The organism is Frondihabitans sp. Leaf304 (assembly GCF_001423105.1).
In the GTDB taxonomy this organism is placed as follows: Bacteria; Actinomycetota; Actinomycetes; order Actinomycetales; family Microbacteriaceae; genus Frondihabitans.
On the sequence record NZ_LMNV01000003.1, the window covers coordinates 571925 to 586084 of the forward strand.

The following is a 14160-nucleotide window of genomic DNA, read 5'->3' on the forward strand; positions in this document are numbered from 1 at the left end:
GGAATGCTTTCGAAATGGTCGTGCGACAGGCCACAGGTGCATTCAGCGATGACCGGCTCATCCCAGAAGGGAACCCAGTAGGTCACGGAGTGTGGGATGCCCCACGGGTCGTCCGGGCTGTACATGCGAACAGCTCCTCTTCCGTCAGACGATCGTCTGTCGGAAAGACCGTATGGCTTGAGAAGACTCGTTGTCAACGACTTTCCCCACCGTCGCGACCCCACCGGGGCTGGCCCGTGTACCGTGCGCGCCATGACCGAGTCGAACCCGGGCGAGCAGGCCGCCGCTCACTCCGACGCCGACGACGAGCGCTGGCTCGTCATCAACGGACGACGGTGGCGACGAACCGACCCGAGCCTGCCCGACGACGTCGCGTCCGCTCTGAGGTCGCACCTCGGCCGCGGTCGCTCGGGAGTGGGTTCGGCGAAGCGTGCTGGCGACGAGACGGCGGTGACGGACGCGCGAAAGCGGGTGGGTCTCGCCAAGCACGGTCTCGGCGAGCGGGGCGACTATTGGTGGGAGCGGCCGGTGGCCGACCGTCTGGTTCAGGCCGAGCAAGCCCTCCGCGACTTGGATGCACTCGACGGCTGAGCCTCGTGCTCGGCCACGGGCCCGCGATGCGCGGGTGACCGTGGCAGAGGAGGCCCGCGCGAACCGCCGGGAGCGCCTACAGTTCGAAGTTCGTGCACGTCCGGTGCAGCAGGGGTTGACCGCGTCGCGAGACGGGTGGGGAAGTGACTAGTGTCGTCGATAACGGCTCTGTGCGCTGTGGTGCCGGCTCACAATGAGGAGGGCCTCATCGGCGCCTGCCTCGAAGGTCTCAGTGCGGCCGCGAGCGCTCTGCACGCCGCCCGCCCCGACGTAGCTCTGCGAATCGTCGTGGTGGCAGACAGCTGCAGCGACGACACGGTGGCGATCGCCTCGTCGTTCTCCGGCGTCGAGGTGCTGACGAGCATGGGCGGCACGGTGGGTGCGGCTCGGGCAGAGGGCATCGACCACAGCCTGGCTGCCCTCCGTGGCCATGCTGAAGGCGGGCCTCTCGGGCGCGGTGTCTGGATCGGCAACACCGACGCCGACTCGGTAGTTCCGCCGAATTGGTTTGTCGAGCAACTCCGGCTCGCCGACTCCGGTATCGACGTGATGCTCGGCACGGTCACACCCGACTTCGCCGATCTCACCGAGGCCCAGATCGCCGCGTGGAAAGCGAAGCGCGTTCCAGGGAAGCCCAACGGGCACGTTCACGGGGCCAACCTCGGGGTTCGAGCATCGGCATATCTCGAGGCCGGTGGCTTTCTCCACCACGACGAGCACGAAGACAACGACCTGGTCACGAGGCTGCGAGCGCAGGGCGTCACGCTCGCCGCATCGGATGATTGCGACGTGATGACCTCCGGCCGACAGGTGGGTCGCACTCCGGGTGGCTACGCCCGATACCTTGCCGAGAACCTCGTGCCGGCTTGCGTGGCTCCGTCGTTCTGACCGGGTCTCGACCTGTCAAGTGGCCTCGAATAGCCGCGTGACCGAGCCTCGGTTCCGCCATCGAGCTACCGTCCACGTCACACCGATCACAAACCAGGAGATCTCCATGGCACAAGCAATCGAAACCATCGACGTCAACGTTCCCGTGTCCGTCGCCTACAACCAGTGGACCCAGTTCGAAGAATTTCCGAAGTTCCTCGACGAGGTCGAGTCGATCGACCAGGTCACCGAGACCCTGACCGTCTGGAACGTCAAGGTCGGTCCCGTCGAGAAGCAGTTCGAGGCCGAGATCACGGAGCAGCACCCCGACGAGCGCGTCGCCTGGAACTCCACCGGCGGCGAGGTCGACCACGCCGGCGTCATCACGTTCCACAAGCTCAGCGACTCCGAGACCCGCCTGACCGTGCAGATCGACTGGGAGCCCACCGGCTTCCTCGAGAAGGTCGGCTCGACGCTCGGCGCCGACAACCACGCGATCAAGAAAGACCTTAAGAACTTCAAGGAGTACATCGAGTCGCAGGGCAAGCCGGACGGCGCCTGGCGAGGCGACGTCAAGGCCTGAACGGTCTAGCCGACCGCTACTCTGCCCTCGTTCTCCACGACGAAGACCTCCTCCGGGCGCTGAAAGTGCCCGAGGAACCTCTCGTGAAGAACGGGGGCAGAGCCGTGTACCTGCGAGCGGTATTTGCCTAGCGCACGAGCTTTGGCGGCTACGTCGTCGCCGGTCAGCGGCAGCGTGGCCATCGTCGACCACGGGGTATTCGCGTGCTCGGGGTTGCCCCAGTGCCACAGCCAGATCGGGTACGCCCACAGCTGCCGTTGCTCGCGCCGACACACCTCGAGGGTGATCTCGCCCAGAACACGGTGGTCGCGGTGCCCGTCGCCCTGCCACGGTGCGACCACGAGGGCGCGCGGAAATTCGCTCAGGATCCCACCGGTCGCCCGGGCGACAAGGTCACGGTTCTCGCGAATGGCACCGTCGGTCACTCCGAGAAACCGGACGTCGTCGATGCCGAGGTCACGGGCTGCCGCCTCCGCTTCCGCGGTGCGAACCGCTGCGAGCGTCTCGCCCGGAGAGACGTCCCCGGCGCCGGAGCCGTCGGTGACGACGACGAAGGTCACCGCGATTCCGGCCGATCGGGCAGAGGCCAGGAGCCCACCGGCACCGAGGGTCTCGTCATCCGGGTGGGCGGCGAAGACGATCACGTGATCGATTCCGCCGAGGCGGAGTCGGGGCAGGCGCTGCCACCTCGGATCCTCGTCCCATTCCCGTGCCGCCGTGCCGGGGTCGGCGGAGTCGAAGATCACCACTCGATGTCGGAGTCGCGCACGCTTCGACCGAGGGAGGCGTCGTCGCGCTCTCCGTGGTGCTGGCGAATGTAGACGGTGAGGTCGGCGACCCGCTTCGCGTGCGATTCGTCACGCACGAGGGGCTCCGGTCCGAGGGCGTGTCCGACGTGGAACATCGCGCCCTCCGCGGCTCGGGCTACGGTGGAGCGGAGGCGCTTGCCGAGCACGACCGCCTCGTCGCCGGAATCGAGCACGGCGGCCGCTGCCGCGAAGGCCCGACGGGATTCGGCAAGGCGGGCGTCGACCACGCCGAGATGCATGAGCGTGATGTCATCGCCTCGACCACCCGGTCGTCGAGTCGCCTCGAGCAGAGAGCGGCCGAGCCCGGTCGCGCCGCCCAGCCAGCACGCGGCGACACTGATGCCGCCCCAGGCGAACCCGGGGCGATCGAGGTACCAGCCGGTCGCGCCCACGGGAGTCGCCGGGCTTTCGTCGAATTCGACGGCGTTGCTCGGGATCTCTTCGAGACCTCGAGAGTGCCACTCGGCCGACGACACCCGCACACCGTGCTCCGACAGCTTGACGCGGAACAGTCGCCGCTCACTCTCGCTCACCCAAGCCGTCACGAGGGCGTCCGAGAGCGATCCCCCGAGCGAACACCACTGCTTCACGCCGGTGAGACGCCAGCCGGTGTCGCTTTCGCGAGCTTCGACGCGATGACCGGAACCCTCCGACGCGAACACTCCCCAGGTGCCGCCGCGCACATGGCTCGACGCCTCCTGATCGAGGATGGTCTGAGCGTCGATGTGCGGCTCGATCGCGCGCGCGAGAGCGAGATCATGCGAGGCGAGAGTCGCCAGCGCCTCCCACACATCGAGTGTCGCGCCCTGACCGACGAAGGGGCGGAGCGGATTCAGGGCGACGCCGAGGTCGAGCGCGTCGTTCACTGTCTGGGGGTTCGCATCCAGGACCGCCTGGGTGATGCGACCCACGGGTGCCTCGGAGAGAGCAACTCGTTTCATGTCGTCGCCTTTCTGGTGAGAGTCACGACGTCGAGGACGAAATCGGGCTCTTCGTGGTGCACAACCGTCGTGAACTCGGGGTGCTGCGTGAGCGCCTGATGGACGGCGTAACCGGATTGCCGGAAGTCGGACGCCGGGTGCCGCCAATGGCACGCCACCACCGTGCCGCCCTCGGTGAGCTGAGACGCGATCGCCCCGATGAGGTCACGCCAGACGTCGTCGTCCAGGTAGTAGGCGACCTCCGACACCACGACGAGATCCCACTGCCCGGCCGGCAGCCCGTCCGACACGTCGCCCTGCGCGACCCGCACATGAGCCAGACCCGCGAGTCGCTCGCGGGCCCTCTGCACGGCGCTCTCGGCCAGGTCGACGGCGAGGATCCGATCGCTCCGGCCCGCGAGCTCCTCGGTCAGCACCCCGGTGGAGCAGCCGATCTCGAGCACCGCGCCGTATCGCTCCCGGGGCAGGGCGGCGAGCAGCACGGCACGCTTGCGAATCTCATACCAGCTCGTCTCGACCGACCACGGGTCGGTTGCATGCAGGTGCGTCGCCTCGAAGTGCGATCGCAGGGCGCCGTGTGACTCGCCGCTCACGGCTTCGCTTCGTGGTGCGCTCGGCCGTGGCTGCGGCGATCCTCTTTCATCTCCGCTTCGAAGAGGTGGCGCTTGCCGCCGGCCAATTCGTCACGGGCCTTCGACTCGGCGGCCTTGAACGCGGCGTAGTAGTTGTCGTCGTAATCCTCGACGACCTGGAACGTCCATCGGCCGTGGATCACGTTGCGCCCTACGAGCTCGTTCTCGATCTCGTCGGCAATCGACTCCTGGCCGGCCTGGTGGAGCATCTCCACGGCCTCCCCCAGCGCGAGATCGGCCTTGCCGGTGAGTCGATGGAATCCGTAGAGGTAACCGCGGGCGTGCTCCACGACCTCAAGGGCCTCGGACAACTTGCCGAGCGCCGCCACCGTCGCGTCGTCGAGACCGGCCGGTCGGCGGTGTGCTGCGTCGGGACCGCCGGATCCTTGTCGTGGGCTGTCTTCGCTGGCGCTCATACGTCGAAGTATGCCCCTCTCTCCCGGGGTGTCGCCCACCGTGGACGGGCACAGACCGGCCCCAGCCACCGCATGCCACGATGAAAGCCACCCCGACCCGAAGGATCCGATGCGACTCCTCCTCATCCGCCACGGCGAGACCGCTGACAACGTCGCTCGCACCATCGGCTCGCACCTGCCCGGGCCGGCCCTCTCGCCGACCGGCATCGAGCAGGCTCGCGCCCTCGCCGATCGTCTCGCCGCCGACGAGGTCGCGGTCGTGCATTCGTCGCGGGCGCTGCGGGCGTCGCAGACAGCCGCCGAGGTGGCCGCCGCCCGGGGTCTGGCGCATCACGAGATCGACGGATTCCACGAGATCGACGCCGGAGACCTCGAGGGGCTCCCCTACGCCGAGGCCCTCTCCGGCTACGCGGGCACGATGCAGCGCTGGTGGCACGATCCCGACGCCCGCATCCCCGGTGGTGAGAGCGGCACCGAGTTCATGGCCCGCTTCAGTGCTGCCATCGATGCGGTCGCGAATGAATCGAACGAGGTCGCCGTCGTGGTCTCGCACGAGGCCGCGATCTGCGTCTGGGCCTCCTCGACGGCCACGAACCTCGATGCCGAGTTCAGTCGCACCCACGGCGTGCAGAACACCGGCGTCGTGGAGCTCCACGGCTCCCCCGCCGAGGGCTGGCGAGCCGTCTCGTGGGATGGCGCGCCCGTCGCCTAGTCGCTTCGGTTAGCGCGGTCGGCACGCTCCCTGAGGGCGTCGAACACCGGTGCGCAGGCTGCCCGGAGCTCCTCCCACGACGCATCCATCAGCTCGGCCGGCGGGGTGTCTACCACCGCGGCATAACCGTGCTGCGCCCTGGGCACTGGATCGCCCGGCAAGACCAGCGACTGCACGAACGCGCCCGTGTCTTTCTCGAAGGTGAGGGTGTGCGACGCCACGTTGCGGCCCCAGTCGGCGGATGGCCACGACAGGAAGGCGACGTGTCGCGGATCGGCCGACAGGTCGGTCGCCGAGACGTAGCTGCCGAAGTGCTCCTCGCCGAGCGAGAGGATCTTGTAAGCGCCGTTGTCGAGGTACACCAGGAGCGCCTCCGGGAACGGCTTCGGCCCGTACATCGCCGTGTACCGCAGCGCTTGTGCGAGCACTGGCGTGCCCAACGGCACCTCGATCTGGTGCTGCGCGGGTGAGTTGACCTGGTCGACCATCATGTCTCCGATCGGAGTAGCTGGGGTTGCAAACGACGCCCACAATAGCGGCACCACCTGTCGCGAAAACGACTCCGTTTGCGGCGAGCGCGAAGGCACTTTTGAGCCTTTTTTGAGCTACGACCCCGGCCACGGTTTTATATTTTTGGTGTCTGAATCCGGGAGGGTTCGGCACCACCAACTCCACACGCAGCACCCAAGAAAGGGGACTCTTCATGGCTATGTCTTTTGATCCTTTCACCGAGATCGACCGTCTCACCGCCGGTCTTCTCGGAACCCGGCAGGGGCCCAAGTTCATGCCCGTCGACCTGTATCGCGATGGCGATCGGTACGTCTTGAACGCAGACATGCCCGGTATCGACCCCGGGTCGGTCGATATCGACGTCGATGGTCAACTGCTGACCATCCGCGCCAACCGGACGGCCGACACCCGCGACGGCGTGAAGTGGCTCAGCCAGGAACGTCCGCATGGCTCGTACCTACGCCAGTTCTCGGTCGGCGAGGGCATCGACTCGACCAAGATCACGGCGCACTACGACAACGGCGTTCTGTCGCTGGTGATCCCGGTCAGCGAGAAGGCCAAGCCTCGCAAGATCGAAGTCACCACCGGCCAGGCCTCCGAGCTCAGCTCGGGTCAGGGTTCGGAACAGCACTCACTCAACAGCTGACGGCGAGGGTGGGGGCCCTCCATGAGGGCCCTCACCCCACCCTCTCACTACGCACCGGCGAGGAGGCCACCATGCTTCTGGTCGCAGCTCTCGACACTCCCACCCGGGATGACATCGACGACGTCATCCGCGAAGCGGAACAGATACTCGTCGACGCCGTCCTCGACGACGCAACCCGCGTGACCATCACTCGGGCAGCACCGCCACTGACTCCAGCCCGTGCAAAACCCGCGGCCACGCCCGGTTGCTCGACGACGTCATGGCGCCGCATCTCACGTCCGACAACCTCGACGCCTTGGGCCCGCTCACCTCCGAGGCGGCCGACACACGACTAGCTCCTCCCGGGGCGGGAACCGGCCTTTGCCAGTTCCCGCCTCGGCCTTTGCGACTGAGGAGGAGACAGCTCACGCACAACGCTGCAGACTGTTCCCTGCCTCGCTCACTTTTGGCCCCGGACCAGCAGAGCTGGCGGTGACGCCGCCCATGCGCTACATTCCGAGCAGAGGGAAAAATCCCGTTCGGCTTCGGTCGGCGGAAATGCGCACGCGTCTCATGGGAGTCGCCACTTCTTCCTCGAAGGAGTGCGCCTATGTCCGTGCAAACAAGTTCCTCTCCCCGTATTGCCGCCCCACCGGAGCGGCTCCGCGACGCGTGGATCGCCCTCGCCGGGCTGTCGGCCGTTTTCCTGTTCGAGATGCTCGACAACTCGATCCTGAACGTCGCCCTGCCCACAATCGGCCGCGACCTCGGCGCGGCAACCGCAGCACTCCAGTGGGTATCGGGGGCGTACTCCGTTGCATTCGGTGGCCTCATGCTCCTGTTCGGGGCCGTGGCCGATCGCTTCGGCAGGCGCCGAGTCATGCTCACCGGTCTCGCCCTCCTCGCCATCGCAAGCGTCCTGACCGTGTTCGTCACGTCGATGGAACAGCTCATCGTCGTCCGAGCCCTCATGGGAGTCGCCGCGGCGATGACGACCCCCGGAACGATGGCCCTGGCTTTCCGCCTCTTCACAAGGGAGGATCTCCGGATCCGGGCATTGACCGTGATCTCCACTGCCGGGCTCGTCGGTCTGGCCATCGCACCGACTGTCGGCGGATTCGTGCTCGCGGTCGCCCCCTGGCAGATGCTCCTGCTGGCCACCGCTCCCATAGCCGCCCTCGCGTTCGTCGCAATCCGTGTCGGTGTCAGCACCGATCAGAAAGCCGACCTGCACCGTGATCCGATCGACATCGTCGGCGCATTCCTCGGCAGCGTGACCGTCGTCGGGATCCTCGTCACACCCACGCTCTTCGTCACCCACGCTGGTACGGGTTTGTCGTGGGGGTCAGTTGCCGTCACTGCCCTCTCGATCGCCGCTTTCGTGATCCGGGAGCGGTCGGCCCGCTTTCCGCTCCTCGACCTGCACCTCATCGCCACGCCCTTGGTCTCCAGCGGTCTGGCTTACAAGGCCGCGGCGGGCCTTGCCATGGCGGGCCTGTCGTATTTGGTCACTCTGCAGCTGCAGCTCGCGTGGGGGTGGTCGCCAGCTCTCGCCGCCGTCGGCACCCTGCCCCAGGTCGTCGTCCTCCTCGCAAGCGGACGGTTCGTGGGTCCCTTCGTCACCCGGGCAGGTCTTGGCCGTGCCGCGTGGATGAGCGCCGCCTCAGTGGTCGCCGGCCTTGCCGTGTTCGCTACCCTCGCCCGGTTCGGCTACGTCTGGGTTGCCCTCGCGCTAGTCCTCGTCGCAGCCGGCATGCGAGTCGTCGGTGTCGTCGCCGGCAACAACGTCCTTCGGGGCCTGCCAGAGAACCGCACCTCGATCGGTGCCGCCCTCGTCGACACCGCCAGCGAGATCGCGACCGCCGTCGGGATCACCGCCACCGGCACCATCCTCGCCGCACTCGTGAAAGGCAGCATCACCAGCGGGGCCTGGACGCCGACGCGAGTCGACTCGTTCGAGACCGCCCTCACCATCGCCGGCCTGACGATCACCGCCTTCGCCGTAGCCCTCGTCGCGCTCGGCATGGTTCGTGCCCCCCACACCACCAGCCCGTCGTCCGCCACCGCCACCACTTCTGCCACTGCCACCGCCACCGCCACGGAGCCCACTCATGTCTGACCCCACCATTCGCCCCACGTTCGACCCCGAGCTCCAGACGTTCCTCACGGCTCTCGAAGCTCGAGGACCCTTCACCCTGTCGACCGAGATGCTGCCCCGCATGCGCCAGCTCGACACGACCGAAGAAGAGCTCGACGAGAAGCTCCGCGACCGTGGTTACGAACGCCGAAGCGTCACCGTGCCCGGGCATTTGGGCGACCCCATCGAGCTGGCCGTCATCCAGAGAATCGGCCGCACCGGCGCTACGGCCGCCGTCTACTCGATCCATGGCGGCGGGATGATGTTCGGTCACTACCTCGGCAACCTCGACTCCTATGACGACTGGCTCCTCGACCACGACGTCGTCCTTCTGAGTATCGACTACCGCCTCGCCCCCGAATACCCCGACCCCTACCCCGTCGAGGACTGCTACGCCGGCCTCGTCTGGGTCGCAGCCCACGCCGACGAGCTCGGCATCGACCCCAATCGGATCGTCATCGCCGGCCAAAGCGCGGGCGGCGGGCTCGCCACCGGCACCGCACTCCTCGCACGTGACCGGAAAGGTCCGGACTTGTTGGCACAGATCCTCGTCTCACCGATGCTCGACGACCGCGACAACACGGTGTCAACGCTCCAGATCGACGGGGTCGGAGTTGCTGACCGGCAGATGACTCGCTTCGGCTGGGACGCCTACCTCGGCGCTCGCCGCGCCACCGACGACGTCTCCATCTACGCCGCACCCGCCCGCGCCGAAAACCTCTCTGGTCTGCCAAGGACCTACATCGACTGCGGCAGCACCGAGGTGTTCCGCGACGAAACCGTCGCCTACGCCAGTGCCCTCTGGGCCGCAGGAGTCGACGCCGAACTGCACGTCTGGCCGGGCGCCTTCCACGGATTCACCAGCATGATGCCCGAGGCCGTCATTTCGAAAACCGCGACCGCCGCCCTGGGCGACTGGACACGACGAACCCTCGGACCACCCGCGCCGGTCGCAGATCTTTCAAGTCGGGCGCTCCAGGTGTCTCTTAACTGAAGCGTGCCGGGCGTCCGGTTTACGTACGCCTGCGTACTTTGTTCGCGCCGCTAGTACGAAGCGGGGCCGCTCACCGTGGACTAGCGAGCTCGAACGCCCGCCACATCTGCTCAGGCCGAGTGACGATGCACAGCATTCCCAAGACTGCACCGCCCACGTCGTCGTACGCTGAGTCGCCGATCATCAAACAATCGGTCGGGTCCGTGTCGAGCAAATCCGCCGCGAGTTGAAAAATACGTGGATCCGGTTTTACGTATCCGACTTCGTAGGACAGGACCACTGCATCGAGGGCCGAGGCGATGCCCCAACCCTCCAGAGCGGGGCGGATGTCCAGGGCAATGTTTGAGACGATCGCCAAACGCACCCCCGCGCCCGACGCGCGAACGATGAAATCCGACACTCCTCGGTTCAACTTCCACTGGTTCGGCATGGTCTCGTACAGCGCTCCGGCGAAATCGAGGGCGATTGCGCCGTCTTGGCTCAGGGCTGAAACGAAAGCGTGCCTGTGAGCCGCGGGATCGAGGTCCCAATCCAGAGCCGGGAAGAGCTTTCTCGCGTCACCCCACACGTTCCCGAGCCGCTCAGCTGCCGTCGACCTCGACGCAGGACGTCTCGCCAGCCGGGATCCTGCCTCATCGACCCACGTCTCCATGGAACGAACAACTGCCATCGTGTTATGAAAATCCAGGAGCACAGCGCGAGGATGAGCACTCGATCCCCTGGACCTCGGCGTCGCGCCTACCCAACGTCCGACCCCGGACTGATCGAGAGGCGCTTGGTTGCCGCCGTGTCCGCTCATAGACCAAACCTAGGCCGCGCAGATCGCTCATCGAAGAGTTGCGCCTGCCGGACGAAGAACTGAACCGGGAGCGGGTGGCGTGGGCCACCGCGCATGGTTAGGTCCGGTCTGGCTCCGGTGCATCGCGTTCGTCGCGAACGACAGCGTCGGGGTCGGTGTGACCATACGTGGCGAGTGAATCCACGTTTCGCGTCGTGGAAGAAAACGTGCCAGCTCGTCGGCCAAAGACTGCTTTACGGAGTCGGCTCATAAGCGGGCGAGGTTGCTCCGGTGCGGTCATGCAACGAACCTAATCATTCACAGCAGCATTGGCCAGACAACGATTTGAAAGGGTCCGACTCGGCGGCGAAAGAACAGGGCCGCCTCGTTGAGCTCTCCGGCCAACGCAACTTCTTCCTGCGAAGCACGCCAGGGTTTCAGGGAGCGGGCGCTGGTGCAGCGTTACTAGCTCCGGCAGGCTTGAACGATGAACCCTCTACTCGCGCTTGTCGTGAACACTGGACCCTTGGAGCGGCGACGACGGGCATAACCATTGGGCACTAGCGCGCGAGTATGCCACCCATCACGTAAGCCGGGCCGACCGCAAGACGTTCGGCTAGCGAACGCCGGACTTGGCGATCGCTACTCGGAAGTAAGTGTCGGCCAGGGCCTGAACTTCAGCGGCTGGCCTCATCAAGGTGTCCGAGTCGAAGTGCTCAGCCCGCTTCAACTCGGTATCGACGAAAGCCTGCAGCACCGGCGGGGCTGACCCCGACCCCATCTCCCGAGTCACAGCCTTCACCGCGATCAACTCGGCCGCCGCGGCACGGACGTCGACACTCGCTTCGCTCTCGGCGAGAAGCGTAGGAAGGTCCATTGGGGGAAGGACTGCGCCCGGATGGTCGAACAGCCACCGCAATGCTGCCGTCGTCCGCAGAACATAGAAGAACCGCTTTAGCGTGGGTGAGCCCGTCTGCTGCTGACGAGCGACGTGGAGGTAATGGCGGCCAATGTGGGCCCGATCGACCACGGCCGACGCGAATGCGAGCAGATCGTCTCGGAATGTAATGTCGCCGGAGTACACGATCGGAGACCGCAACCACTCGATGGCCACCGCGTTGCCCTTCACGATCAGCCGAACGGTTTTGGCAAGATCCCAACCGTTAACATCGAGCACGCTGTCCAAGGGTGTCTCGAGGACATCTCGCTGCGGCCACAGCGACAGATACTGCTCCGCCGGTCGGATATAGATGAAACGGCAGTCGTAGTCGCTGTCGGGCGACGGGAACCCCCACGCTCGGCTACCGCTTTCGATCGCCCAGCCGATACGAACCCCAGCCTCTTGCTCAACTGCCGCAAGGCGCTCGTCGATCCGAGCGACGACAGATGCATCAAGATCCCCAGGCACGGCACGCATGGCAGGACCCTACCGCTGTGCAGGTGTGCCGCCGTCCGTGGCCGTCGGAATGGCGTGATCACTCCATCCCCGCCGGGAGGACCCTGGGCAAACCCTACGTACTCACCGCGCGATCGATGAGGGTTGCCGAGCCCGAAGGACTGACGGGAGCCGATCTCCAAACCCGAATGGTCGCGGTTAAGCCCACTCTTGGCCCGGCTCGAACGGGCTGCCTCCCTCTCCAAAACTCGGCCGGGCCCTGTGGGCGGGTTGCCGGCTAGGGCAAGTCGAAAGCACCTTAGTCCAGGCACGGACGAGGTTCCCCTGCGGAAGACTGAGGTTCCTTGGCGACTAAGTCGTCACGCTTTATGGAGCCACTCGACGAACGCGGGACCGACCGTCTCGACGTTGCCGGTAGGGAGCAATGCTCCGTCGCTGATCGCTCTCCACGTCGCACCCGGTAGTGCGAGGGGAAGACGAAGGGGTTTGGTCGGCCGGACACGTCTCACCATCTCGCTCAAGGTCATCGACTCCGGGCCCGCGAGGTTGATCATGTCGCTATGGCGTTGCCCCACGGCAACATCGGCAATGACTTGCGCGACGGCACTCAACGCAACGGGCTGGATGAGCATTCGCGGAACTAGCGCCACGGGCCCCGCACCCATACGTTCAAGGGTCTGCTGCGCGAATTCAAACCACTGCGTGGATCGAACTGTTGTAAGGTCCGCGCTCAATTCGTGCGCCAAATGCTCCTGGGCTGCTTTGCCGGCGAAATACCCGTATCCCTGAACCTCAGGCAGCTCGCAATTCACAATTGACAAGAGCACGTGCTTTGCTCCGGCCAGTCGTGCGGCTTCCGAGATGGCGCGCGTGGACTTCGTAAAGAACTCGGTCGCTCGCTTCCGGCTCGTGGTGAACCGGCCCGTGGCTTCCACGACGGCATCCGCGCCGACGAAGAGAGCGGCTGCGTCGTCCAGGAGAACGTCGAATCCTGTTGATCGCGACAGCAGCTTGACGGTCGCGCCTCGCTCCACTAGCGCCTCCCGGATTGCTTTGCCCGAGCGCCCTCCGCCTATAACTATGACTTTCACAATATGTCCTCCCACAGCGATCAATGCTCTACAAAAGTAGAGACTCTAAGATTGTAGAGGGTGGGTGATGAGGAGTGATATGACGCGGCTAGACGACATCGGGGACGCGGGAGTGCGCCTGATCGCCCGCGGAGGCATTCGAGCGCTCACGCATCGTGCAGTCGATACGGAGGCAGGACTCCCGCCCGGTTCCACGACCTACTACGCCAAGACCCGCCGCGACCTCACGGCCTTACTCGTCAACCGGCTAGCCGACTACACCCAACAAGACCTCGAAGGTCTCGTAGTTGCGCCGAGCCTCACGCCAGCGCAAGCGGCCGGAGTTGCCGTGGGCTTCCTTGAGTACCTGTCGCAGCGCGAAGATGCCCAGGCTGCGCGGTTCGCGCTCCTGTTCGAGCTGCGACACGACGATGAGATGCGTGCCGCTCTCACCGAGCAGGCTCCTGTGCGGCAGCTTCTAATTCAAGCCGCGGAAGCAGTGCTGCGAGCGTTGCACGTCCTTGACCCGTCTACTCATGCACGAGATCTCGTCGCCATCGTTGATGCGCTTTTGATGTACGGCACGGCACGAGCAGCGACATTCGACGCCACACGGATTCTCACCTCGTACCTCTCCGGGCTCCCTCGCAAGACTCAGGACCACGATAGAAAAGCACTCCGGCATTAGCGCAGGATGGTTGTGTCGGCGAGAACGAAAAGTCCTGAGCCAATTGAAAAGGGAGGGGAGCAGCAGGATTTGAGGGCAGCCGGGTACTTCCCGGGCCGACCAAGGTCGGCGGTGGCCAAGAGTGCGCCTTAGATCTTCGGCTTGCGCGCAATGACATGTGGCCGGCGGACCTCGGTCACCGGGCCGAACAACGTCTAAACGCAGACAAGCTATGCCGTAGGTGAGTAGGGGTAACCTCCGGGGTATTAGAGGAGCGGATCATGTTGATAAAGATCGGCAAGGCAATCGCTTGGGTGACGCGGCTCGTGACTGACGCGCTCACGCAACTCGGTGGTGAAAATGGCGGGCACTCCCAGGATCCGTCGGCCCGCAAGCTCTACGAGGCACCTGAGAAATACCGGCCTTAGCCGA

The 14160-nt window shown here is 65.7% G+C and carries 17 protein-coding genes; 9 read left to right on the top strand and 8 right to left on the bottom strand.

Annotated features, from left to right (window positions below):
• Positions 1 to 252: 252 nt before the first annotated feature.
• The 3 genes from ASF54_RS12970 to ASF54_RS12980 all read left to right on the top strand — a co-directional run bounded on the left by ASF54_RS12970 (position 253) and on the right by ASF54_RS12980 (position 2041).
• Positions 253 to 591: a hypothetical protein gene (locus ASF54_RS12970; protein ID WP_055963653.1), complete on the top strand. Its 339-nt coding sequence runs from the start codon at positions 253 to 255 to the stop codon at positions 589 to 591.
• 150 nt (positions 592 to 741) lie between these two features.
• On the top strand, positions 742 to 1479 hold the full coding sequence (locus ASF54_RS12975) for a glycosyltransferase (protein WP_055963656.1): 738 nt from the start codon (positions 742 to 744) through the stop codon (positions 1477 to 1479).
• 106 nt (positions 1480 to 1585) lie between these two features.
• The gene (locus tag ASF54_RS12980; RefSeq protein WP_055964096.1) at positions 1586 to 2041 is read left to right on the top strand and encodes an SRPBCC family protein; all 456 of its coding nucleotides are present in this window, start codon (positions 1586 to 1588) and stop codon (positions 2039 to 2041) included.
• Between the two features lie 5 nt (positions 2042 to 2046).
• Here ASF54_RS12980 and ASF54_RS12985 read toward each other — a convergent pair whose 3' ends face one another.
• Genes ASF54_RS12985 through ASF54_RS13000 form a run of 4 tightly spaced genes read right to left on the bottom strand, consistent with a single transcriptional unit; the run spans position 2047 to position 4839 of the window.
• Complete coding sequence (locus ASF54_RS12985; RefSeq protein WP_162237134.1) at positions 2047 to 2787, bottom strand: PIG-L deacetylase family protein; 741 nt, start codon at positions 2785 to 2787, stop codon at positions 2047 to 2049.
• A complete protein-coding gene (locus ASF54_RS12990) occupies positions 2784 to 3791 on the bottom strand; it encodes an acyl-CoA/acyl-ACP dehydrogenase (RefSeq protein WP_055963662.1) in 1008 nt (335 codons plus the stop codon). The genes ASF54_RS12985 and ASF54_RS12990 overlap by 4 nt, the downstream gene beginning before the upstream one ends.
• Complete coding sequence (locus tag ASF54_RS12995) at positions 3788 to 4384, bottom strand: class I SAM-dependent DNA methyltransferase (protein WP_055963665.1); 597 nt, start codon at positions 4382 to 4384, stop codon at positions 3788 to 3790. Before ASF54_RS12995 ends, ASF54_RS12990 begins: the two co-directional genes overlap by 4 nt.
• Positions 4381 to 4839 carry a hypothetical protein gene (locus tag ASF54_RS13000; RefSeq protein ID WP_055963668.1) on the bottom strand — a complete coding sequence of 153 codons (459 nt, stop codon included), beginning with the start codon at positions 4837 to 4839 and terminating at the stop codon, positions 4381 to 4383. Before ASF54_RS13000 ends, ASF54_RS12995 begins: the two co-directional genes overlap by 4 nt.
• Before the next feature lie 109 nt (positions 4840 to 4948).
• Between ASF54_RS13000 and ASF54_RS13005 the strand changes: the two genes are divergently transcribed.
• Positions 4949 to 5551, top strand: a complete 603-nt coding sequence (locus tag ASF54_RS13005) for a histidine phosphatase family protein (protein ID WP_055963670.1) — start codon at positions 4949 to 4951, stop codon at positions 5549 to 5551.
• Here ASF54_RS13005 and ASF54_RS13010 read toward each other — a convergent pair.
• A complete protein-coding gene (locus ASF54_RS13010) occupies positions 5548 to 6042 on the bottom strand; it encodes a hypothetical protein (protein ID WP_235481068.1) in 495 nt (164 codons plus the stop codon). The genes ASF54_RS13005 and ASF54_RS13010 overlap by 4 nt on opposite strands.
• Positions 6043 to 6254: 212 nt before the next feature.
• On the opposite strand from ASF54_RS13010, the gene ASF54_RS13015 reads away from it, so the two are divergent.
• From ASF54_RS13015 to ASF54_RS13025, 3 genes are all read left to right on the top strand, one after another.
• Complete coding sequence (locus tag ASF54_RS13015) at positions 6255 to 6707, top strand: Hsp20/alpha crystallin family protein (RefSeq protein ID WP_055963672.1); 453 nt, start codon at positions 6255 to 6257, stop codon at positions 6705 to 6707.
• Between the two features lie 589 nt (positions 6708 to 7296).
• On the top strand, positions 7297 to 8805 hold the full coding sequence (locus ASF54_RS13020; RefSeq protein ID WP_055963675.1) for an MFS transporter: 1509 nt from the start codon (positions 7297 to 7299) through the stop codon (positions 8803 to 8805).
• Entirely contained in the window at positions 8798 to 9817 is a 1020-nt protein-coding gene (locus ASF54_RS13025; RefSeq protein WP_055963678.1) for an alpha/beta hydrolase, read from the top strand. Before ASF54_RS13020 ends, ASF54_RS13025 begins: the two co-directional genes overlap by 8 nt.
• A gap of 70 nt (positions 9818 to 9887) precedes the next feature.
• Here the strand turns inward: ASF54_RS13025 and ASF54_RS13030 are convergent, their stop codons facing one another.
• From ASF54_RS13030 to ASF54_RS13040, 3 genes are all read right to left on the bottom strand, one after another.
• Entirely contained in the window at positions 9888 to 10511 is a 624-nt protein-coding gene (locus ASF54_RS13030; RefSeq protein WP_162237135.1) for an HAD family hydrolase, read from the bottom strand.
• Between the two features lie 700 nt (positions 10512 to 11211).
• Positions 11212 to 12012, bottom strand: coding sequence for a nucleotidyltransferase domain-containing protein (locus ASF54_RS13035; RefSeq protein WP_055963684.1), 801 nt, complete (start codon positions 12010 to 12012; stop codon positions 11212 to 11214).
• A 338-nt stretch (positions 12013 to 12350) separates the two neighbouring features.
• Positions 12351 to 13025 (bottom strand): SDR family oxidoreductase, encoded by a 675-nt coding sequence (locus tag ASF54_RS13040; RefSeq protein WP_200919621.1) that lies wholly within the window; start codon positions 13023 to 13025, stop codon positions 12351 to 12353.
• A gap of 136 nt (positions 13026 to 13161) precedes the next feature.
• Here ASF54_RS13040 and ASF54_RS13045 point away from each other — a divergent pair, with 136 nt between their 5' ends.
• Together ASF54_RS13045 and ASF54_RS16475 are read left to right on the top strand one after the other, a co-directional pair.
• A complete protein-coding gene (locus tag ASF54_RS13045; protein ID WP_157510178.1) occupies positions 13162 to 13749 on the top strand; it encodes a TetR/AcrR family transcriptional regulator in 588 nt (195 codons plus the stop codon).
• Positions 13750 to 14009: 260 nt separating this feature from the next.
• Entirely contained in the window at positions 14010 to 14156 is a 147-nt protein-coding gene (locus ASF54_RS16475) for a hypothetical protein (protein ID WP_157510179.1), read from the top strand.
• The last annotated feature ends 4 nt before the right edge of the window (positions 14157 to 14160 follow it).

Excerpts from the sequence above, each read along its gene's own strand:
- ASF54_RS13020 (WP_055963675.1), top strand. The coding sequence starts at position 7,297 with ATGTCCGTGCAAACAAGTTCCTCTCCCCGTATTGCCGCCCCACCGGAG.
- ASF54_RS12970 (WP_055963653.1), top strand. The coding sequence starts at position 253 with ATGACCGAGTCGAACCCGGGCGAGCAGGCCGCCGCTCACTCCGACGCC.
- ASF54_RS13005 (WP_055963670.1), top strand. The coding sequence starts at position 4,949 with ATGCGACTCCTCCTCATCCGCCACGGCGAGACCGCTGACAACGTCGCT.
- ASF54_RS16475 (WP_157510179.1), top strand. The coding sequence starts at position 14,010 with ATGTTGATAAAGATCGGCAAGGCAATCGCTTGGGTGACGCGGCTCGTG.
- ASF54_RS12980 (WP_055964096.1), top strand. The coding sequence starts at position 1,586 with ATGGCACAAGCAATCGAAACCATCGACGTCAACGTTCCCGTGTCCGTC.
- ASF54_RS12990 (WP_055963662.1), bottom strand. The coding sequence starts at position 3,791 with ATGAAACGAGTTGCTCTCTCCGAGGCACCCGTGGGTCGCATCACCCAG.
- ASF54_RS13035 (WP_055963684.1), bottom strand. The coding sequence starts at position 12,012 with ATGCGTGCCGTGCCTGGGGATCTTGATGCATCTGTCGTCGCTCGGATC.
- ASF54_RS13010 (WP_235481068.1), bottom strand. The coding sequence starts at position 6,042 with ATGATGGTCGACCAGGTCAACTCACCCGCGCAGCACCAGATCGAGGTG.
- ASF54_RS13015 (WP_055963672.1), top strand. The coding sequence starts at position 6,255 with ATGGCTATGTCTTTTGATCCTTTCACCGAGATCGACCGTCTCACCGCC.
- ASF54_RS13045 (WP_157510178.1), top strand. The coding sequence starts at position 13,162 with ATGACGCGGCTAGACGACATCGGGGACGCGGGAGTGCGCCTGATCGCC.
- ASF54_RS13000 (WP_055963668.1), bottom strand. The coding sequence starts at position 4,839 with ATGAGCGCCAGCGAAGACAGCCCACGACAAGGATCCGGCGGTCCCGAC.
- ASF54_RS13025 (WP_055963678.1), top strand. The coding sequence starts at position 8,798 with ATGTCTGACCCCACCATTCGCCCCACGTTCGACCCCGAGCTCCAGACG.